The 7,827-nt window shown below is 72.7% G+C and carries 5 protein-coding genes; all 5 read left to right on the plus strand.

Features of this window, described 5'->3' with window-relative positions; translation table 11 throughout:
• The first annotated feature begins 133 nt into the window (after positions 1–133).
• Entirely contained in the window at positions 134–2,032 is a 1,899-nt protein-coding gene (locus F6X68_RS27745) for an MBL fold metallo-hydrolase (RefSeq protein ID WP_151457030.1), read from the plus strand.
• Between the two features lie 22 nt (positions 2,033–2,054).
• On the plus strand, positions 2,055–3,101 hold the full coding sequence (locus tag F6X68_RS27750; protein WP_151457031.1) for a LacI family DNA-binding transcriptional regulator: 1,047 nt from the start codon (positions 2,055–2,057) through the stop codon (positions 3,099–3,101).
• Between the two features lie 262 nt (positions 3,102–3,363).
• Positions 3,364–4,404, plus strand: coding sequence for an ROK family protein (locus F6X68_RS27755; RefSeq protein WP_151457032.1), 1,041 nt, complete (start codon positions 3,364–3,366; stop codon positions 4,402–4,404).
• Complete coding sequence (locus tag F6X68_RS27760) at positions 4,397–4,978, plus strand: SIS domain-containing protein (protein ID WP_121398030.1); 582 nt, start codon at positions 4,397–4,399, stop codon at positions 4,976–4,978. Before F6X68_RS27755 ends, F6X68_RS27760 begins: the two co-directional genes overlap by 8 nt.
• On the plus strand, positions 4,975–7,803 hold the full coding sequence (locus tag F6X68_RS27765; protein ID WP_225852462.1) for an alpha-mannosidase: 2,829 nt from the start codon (positions 4,975–4,977) through the stop codon (positions 7,801–7,803). Before F6X68_RS27760 ends, F6X68_RS27765 begins: the two co-directional genes overlap by 4 nt.
• Positions 7,804–7,827 lie beyond the last annotated feature (24 nt).

The raw sequence follows: 7,827 nt of genomic DNA on the forward strand, positions 1-7,827 counted from the left end.
ACCAGCCGGGGAGGGGATGAGAGCCGACATTCTGGGAACGTTATCAGCAGGTCCTTCCCTTATGAGCCAACGCTTGTCCTGGTGCGAATACTGAATCTTCCCCAGGGCCTATGGGATCGATACCATGCCGCACATGACCGCCTCGCGCGTATCGGAGATTGCGCCCGGCATCTTCCGGGTAAGGGACACCTGCAACGTCTATGTGGTGCGCTCGCCGGAAGGGTCCGAGGGACCGGACGGCGTGACCGGCCGGGACGGCACCTCGGCCGCGCGCACCGCCTTCGCCATCGACTTCGGCTCCGGTCTCGCGCTCGATCACCTGGCCGAGATGGGGATCGACCGGATCACCGACGTCCTGATGACCCACCATCACCGCGACCAGGGGCAGGGCCTGCCCCTGGCGGTGGCCGCGGGCATCCGGATCCACGTGCCGCCGGTCGAGCGGGACCTGTTCGCCGACGTGGAGGGGATGTGGCAGGCGCGCACCCTCCACAACGACTACAACCTGCGGCAGGACAGGTTCTCGCTACTGGAGTCGGTACCGGTGCACGACGTGGTGCCCGAGTACCGGCGCCGCACGTACGCGGGAACCACCGTCGAGGTGGTGCCCACGCCCGGCCACACCACCGGGTCGGTGACCTACCTCGTCGAGCGCGACGGCCGTCGCCTCGCGTTCACCGGCGACCTGCTCTACGCCCCCGGGAAGGTCTGGTCGCTGGCCGCCACGCAGTGGTCGTACACCGACAACGAGGGTCCGGCGATGACCGTGCTGAGCTGCTACCAGCTCATGGAGCGCGACCTCGACCTGCTGCTGCCCTCGCACGGCGAGCCGATGGACGAGCCGCGGGCGGCCCTGGGCCTGCTCGCCACCCGGATGGGCCAGTACGTCGACTCGCGCCGCCCGTACCCCTGGGACCTGCGGGACCGGCTGGACAACCCGTTCACCGCGCTCACCGAGCACCTGCTGCTGAACCGGACCAGCAACTCGTGCAGCTACGTCCTGCTGTCGGAGACGGGCGCGGCGCTCGTGATCGACTACGGCTACGACATGACCACCGGCCTGCCCTCGGGCACCGACCGGGCGTCGCGCCGCCCCTGGCTGGCCTCCCTGCCGGCGCTGCGGCGCAACCACGGCGTCACGTCGATCGAGGTGGCCCTGCCGACCCACTACCACGACGACCACGTCGCCGGCATGAATCTGCTGCGGGACGTGGCGGGCACCGAGATCTGGGCGCCGGAGAACGTGGCCGGGATCCTCGAGGCGCCCATGGTCGAGGACCTGCCGTGCACCTGGTACGACCCGATCCCGGTGGACCGGCGGCTCCCCCTGGGCGAGATCTTCACCTGGCACGAGTACGAGATCATGGTCCACGAACTGCCCGGCCACACCCTCTACGCGGCGGCGTACGAGTTCGTGGTGGACGGGGTGACCGTGCTGGTCACCAGCGACCAACAGGTCGGCTCGGGAGTGCGGGGCGGCCCCCGCGAGGTCCTGAACTACCAGTACCGCAACCGCTTCCGCATCGGCGACTACCGGGCGAGCGCCGAGCTGTACCGCCGGGTCGGCCCGGGGCTGATGGTCTCGGGGCACTGGGCGCCGCGCTGGGTCACCGACGACTACCTGGAGCTGTTGACCGAGGCGGGCGACGAACTCGTCCGGGTCCACCAGGACCTGCTGCCGCTGGACGAGGGCGAGGTCGTCGCGGACGGCGTACTCGCCCGAATTGCGCCGTACTACTCGCGGGCGCAGACTGGCACGGTCGCCCGCTTCGTCGTCAGCGTGAGCAACCCACGACCCTCCGTCGAGAAAGCCGTGGTATGTCTTGTGCTGCCGGTAGGCTGGGTCGCTGTGCCGGACGTCGCGGCGATCTCGTTGCCCCCGCTCGGGCGGGGGGAGATAGAGGTCGAGGTGACGCTGACAGGGCCGGCGCGACGACGGGCCCGGATGGCCGTCGATGTGAGCATCGGCGATCTCCACCTGGGTCAGCACGCGGAGGCACTGGTGGACGTGACAGAAGCTGGGTCGACGTGACGGAAGCGGGACGGGTGGCCGAATGAAGAGTGGGCTGACGGTGCCCGACGGGTTCCCTCCGGCACGTCGGCCTACCATCAGGGAGGTCGCCGAGACGGCAGGGGTGTCCCGGTCGACCGCCTCCCGGGCGTTGACCGGTCGCGGGTACGTCGCACCGGCGGTGCGCGACCGGGTCCGGGAGGTCGCCCGCAGCCTCGGCTACGTGCCCGACGCGACCGCCCGGCACCTGCGGCAGCAGGCCAGCCAGTCGATCGGCGTGCTGGTGTCGGACCTGAACAACCCGTTCTACGCCGGGCTCGCGGCCGGCATCAGCCAGCAGGCCCGCAAGCGGCAGTACACGATGATGCTGGCCGACGACGGCGGTTCCCCGGAGGTCGAGGCGGAGGCGGCCGAGGCGTTCGTGGCCCTGCGGGTGGCCGGGGTCATCGTCACTCCTGTGTCGGCGGAGATCAGCACCTACCTGGCGCGGCAGCGGATCCCGGTGGTGGAGGTGGACCGCCAGTTCTCGCTGGGCGCCTGCGACGCCGTGATGGTCGACAACAGCAGTGCCGCCCGGCAGGTCACCTCGCAGCTGCTGGACCTCGGCCACCGGCGCATCGCGATGGTGATCGACGAGATGCACTGGACCACCGGCCGGGACCGGCTCGCCGGCTACCGGGCGGCGTTCGCGGCGGCCGGCGTGCCCTTCGACGACTCGCTGGTGGTCAGCGCCGGCTGGGACGTCGACGCCGCCCGGATCGAGGCACACAAGCTGCTCAGCCGGCCGGAGCCGCCGACCGCCGTGTTCGCCGCCAACAACGTCCTGGCCGAGGCCGTGTGGCGGGCCGCGACCGAACTCAACCTCACCATCCCCGATCAGCTCAGCCTGGTGTCGTTCGACGACGTCTCGTGGATGAGCCTGGTCCAGCCCGGAGTGACCGCCGTGGCGCAGGATCCGGTGGCCCTCGGCGAGGCGGCCATCTCCCAGCTCTTCGAGCGCATCCAGTCGCCGCACGCGCCGGTGCGGACCGTGCTGCTCTCGGCCACGGTCACCTCCCGCGGCTCGACGGCCCCGCCCCGGACGCGCTGACCGGGGCGGCGACGCGCCGGCCCGACCGCACCGGCGCGCACGCGCCGGCTCCGTCACCCGGCACTGCTGACGAACACGTGCCGCCGCATCCCGCCCACGCGCCGTAGCATCACCCGGCTGCCCTTGCTTGACGATGTCCGGGCTCACTCCTAGGCTCTGTCTGGGATCGATCCCATAGACCGCCGGCCTTCCGACGGCCGCCCCGGGAGACCCCGCAGGCATCCCGCTGCACCACCCCCCGGGGCCGACCGAGAGGACTCCCATGACCGACCCTGACCCGTTCGCCCTGCCGCCCGCCGGCAGCCCGGGCCCGGTTCTGGCCCTCGACATCGGCGGCACGAAGCTGGCCGTGGGCGTGGTGACGGCCGACGGCTCCAGCCACGGCCTGGTGGTGGAGCCCACCCGCCGGGAGGACGGCTGGCGCGTCGTGACACGGCGGCTCTTCGAGATGGGCCGCCGCGCCGTCGAACTCGCCGGCGTCGGCCCCGTCCGGGCGGTGGGCATCGCCTGCGGCGGACCGTTGGACGCGCCGTCCGGCAGGCTGCTGTCGCCACCGCACCTGCCCGGCTGGACGGACGTGCCCATCGGGCCGCTCGCGGCGGACGCGTTCGGGGTGCCGTTCGCGCTGCAGAACGACGCAACCGTCGGCGCCATCGCCGAATACCGGTTCGGCGCCGGCCGGGGCACCACCACCATGCTCTACCTGACCGTCTCGACCGGAGTCGGCGGCGGCGCCGTCATCAACGGCACCCCGCACCGCGGCGCCGCCGGCAACGGCGGGGAGTTCGGGCACCTGACCGTGCACCGGGGCGGCCGGCGATGCGGCTGCGGACGGCGAGGCTGCGTCGAGGCGTACGCCTCCGGCACGTCGATCGCCCAGCGCGCCCGCGAGGCCCTGGCCGGTGGCGCGGCCTCGTCGATGTCGGCGCTGCCCAGGCTGACCGCCGCGGACGTCTCGGCGGCGGCCGCCGCCGGCGACCCGCTCGCCGTGCGGGTGTGGACCGAGACCGTCGACCTGCTCGGTGCGGCGGTCACCGACCTCGTGAACGCGTTCGAACCCGACATGGTGGTGCTGGGCGGCGGCGTCACCCGGGCCGGAGCCATGCTGATCGACCCGGTCCGCGCCCTCGTGGCGCGGGAGGCCATGGCGCCGGCCGCCCGCGCCGCCCGCGTCGTCCCGGCCGAACTCGGCGACCTGGTCTGCGTGGTGGGCGCCGGAGCCATCGGCCACGACCTGCTCGCCGAGGCCGATCCGGCCGGCGGGCTGACCCGGAACCTGCGAGTGGAGCGAGCACATGTCTGACTGGTTGAAGACCCAACTGGACGACCACGTGGCCGTCGCCGAGGCGACCACCACGCTGGCCGACGACATCCGGACGGTGGGCGAGCTCGTCTGCGACCGGCTCGCCCGCGGCGGCGTCGTCTACACCCTCGGCAACGGTGGCAGCGCCGCGGACGCGCAGCACCTCGCCGGCGAGCTCATCGGCCACTACAAGCGCGACCGCAGGCCACTGCCCGCGGTGACCCTGAGCACCGACGCCAGCGTGATGACCTGTATCGCCAACGACTACTCGTACGAGGACGTCTTCTCCCGCCAGGTGCGCGCGCTCGCCCGCCCGGACGACGTGGTCATCGCCTTCACCACCTCGGGGCGGTCCCCCAACGTCGTGGCGGCCCTCGCCGCCGGGCAGGCCGGCGGCGCGACGACGGTGCTGTTCGCCGGCGGCGACGGCGGTCCGGCCCGCATCCACGCCGACCACGCCCTGCTCGTGCCCAGCAAGAGCACCCAGCGGATCCAGGAGATGCACACCCTGATGCTGCACGTGATCAGCGAGATGGTCGACGCGTGGGCCGCCGGCGAGGAGCCCACGGCGTGACCGAGCCCGACCACCGCGACGGCACCGGCACCACGCCGATGGAACCGCCGTCGGGCCCGACGGCGGAGCCGCCCCGGCAGCGGACGGCGGCGGAGGCCACCACCGGACGCCCGACGGCGCCGGTCGCCAACGCCCCCTCCGGCGACCAGCCGCCCGGCCTGCACCCCGCGCGCCGCCCGGCGGCGACGCCGCAACGCACCCTGCACATGATCGGCAACGCCCACCTCGATCCGGTCTGGCTGTGGCCGTGGCAGGAGGGCTACCAGGAGACCCGGGCCACCTTCTGGTCGGCGATCCACCGGATGGAGGAGTATCCGGACTTCGTGTTCACCTGCAACCAGGTGGTGCTGCTGAGCTGGGTGGAGGAGTCCGACCCCGAACTGTTCGCCCGGATCCGGGAACGGGTCGCCGAGGGCCGCTGGCAGATGGTCGGCGGCTGGTGGGTGGAGCCGGACTGCAACATGCCCTCGGGCGAGTCGTTCGTCCGGCAGGGGCTGTACGGCCAGCGCTATCTCAAGGAGAAGTTCGGGGTCACCGCCACGGTCGGCATGAACGTCGACCCGTTCGGGCACCACGGCATGCTGCCGCAGATCCTGCGCGGCCAGGGCATGCACGCGTACTGCTTCCTGCGGCCCGGCCCGCACGAGTCCCACCTGACCGGCACCGCCTTCTGGTGGGAGTCGCCCGACGGTTCCCGCGTGCTCGCCTACCGGATCCCGTTCGAGTACTGCAGCCCGCCGGGTGACGTGGCGGGGCAGACCGACAAGTCGCTCGGCGTGCTCGACCACGGCCTGGGCGACATGATGATCTACTTCGGCGTCGGGAACCACGGCGGCGGGCCCACCCGGGCCAACATCGAGTCCATCCACCGCTACGACCGGATGGGCTCGTTCGGCCGGATGGTCATCTCCTCGCCGGCCCGCTACTTCGACGAGTTCGCCAAGAACCAGGGCGAGGAGGGGCTGGCGAAGCTGCCGGTCTGGCGGGACGACCTGCAGATGCACGCCCCGGGCTGCTACTCGGCGCATTCCGGGATCAAGCTCTGGCAGCGCCGCGCGCAGGCCGCGATCCTGTCCGCGGAGCGGTGGGCGGTGCTCGGCTCGACGCTGTTCGGGCTGGACTACCCCACCGACGACCTCGGCCGGGCCTGGCGGCAGATCCTGTTCAACCAGTTCCACGACGTCCTGCCCGGCTCCGCGATCGAGAGCGCGTACGACGACGCCCGCGACCAGCTCGGCGAGGCGGTGGCGGTCGCCAAGCGGATCATCACGCGTACGCACAACGTGATCGCCCGGCACGTCGACATCCCGCTGGCCGAGGGCACCCAGCCCGTCCTGGTCTTCAATCCCCACCCGTGGCCGGTGACGGCGCAGGTGGAACTCCAGTACGGCACCCAGCCCACCGGGGTGCACGTGGTGGACGCCGACGACCGCCTGACGCTCGCCCAGCGGACCCAGTCGGTGGCCACCACCGACGACAAGGGACGCGGGGCGACGGTGTTCGAGGCGGTACTGCCGCCGCTGGGCTACCGGCTCTACCGGCTGCGGTCCGGTGCCGCGCCGGCGGACACGCAGGCCGGTGAGCGGCAGGCGGGCAACCTGCGGGCCACCGACACGGTCCTGGAGAACGACCTGCTCCGGGTGGAGATCGACCCGGAGACGGGATGGCTGCGCGGGCTGCTCGACAAGCGGACCGGGGTGGACCTGGTGGCCGGCGCCCGGGGCGAGCACACCCAGATCTGCCAGGACCCGACGGACACCTGGGGCCACCGGGTCGTCTCGTACCGGTGGCCCGGGGCTCCCATGCGGACCAGCCGCGTCACCCTGCGCGAGGCGGGGCCGCTGCGCGCCCGGCTGCGGGTGGAGCGGGCATGGAACCGTTCCACGATGGTGGAGGAGTTCATCCTCGGGCACCGCGACGACCACGTCGAGGTCCGGGTGACCCTCGACTGGCGGGAGCAGGCCCACCTGCTCAAGCTCTGCTTCCCGACGGCCGTGAGCGACCCGGTCGCCACCTACGAGATCCCGTTCGGGTCCATCGGGCAGCCGGTCGACGGCGGGGAGAACCCCGCCCAGTCGTGGGTGGACGTCAGCGGCACGGTGGACGGCCGGCCCGCCGGGCTCGCGGTGGTCAACAACGCCAAGCACGGGTACGACGTCTCGCCCGGCGATCCCGACGGGGACACCCCGAGCATCGGCATCACGGCCGTCCGCAGCCCCGTCTACTCCTGGCACGATCCGCGCCAGCTCGATCCGGACGGCTTCTACTCGTACCAGGACCAGGGGATCCAGTCCTTCCGCTATCTGCTCGTGCCGCACGGGGGCGACTGGCGGCAGGCCGGCCTGTTCCGGCGGGCGGCCGAGCTGGGCGCGCCGGTCCGGGCCATGTTGGAGAGCTTCCACCGGGGTCCGCTGCCCGCCCAGCAGAGCTACCTGTCCGACGGCGGTGACCAGGTGATGGTGACCGCCGTGAAGGGCTACGAGGACGGCGGATCCGCCCCGGACCTGGTCGTCCGGGCGGTGGAGACCACCGGCCGGCCGGGCCGGGTCCGCATCGACCTGCCGGTGCTCGGGCGGGCCATCGAGGCCGACTTCGGTCCCAGCCAGCTGCGCACCTTCCGGGTGCCGGTCGACGGGGGCGCCGTCCGGGAGGTCGACCTCATCGAGTGGGACCTCGCCGAGGCGTCGCCCGGGTCGGTCACGGAGTCGGCGATCCCGGCGGCGCCGGGCGGGCGGCGCAGCACCGAGCCCGACCGCGAGTCCTCCGACGCGACGATGCCGGCCGAGCGGCTGGCCCCGAACCAACGCCGCCGTGAGGGCGGCTGAGCCCCGGCGCTCGGGACCGCTCCC

The organism is Micromonospora sp. AMSO12t (assembly GCF_008806585.1).
In the GTDB taxonomy this organism is placed as follows: domain Bacteria; phylum Actinomycetota; class Actinomycetes; order Mycobacteriales; family Micromonosporaceae; genus Micromonospora; species Micromonospora reichwaldensis.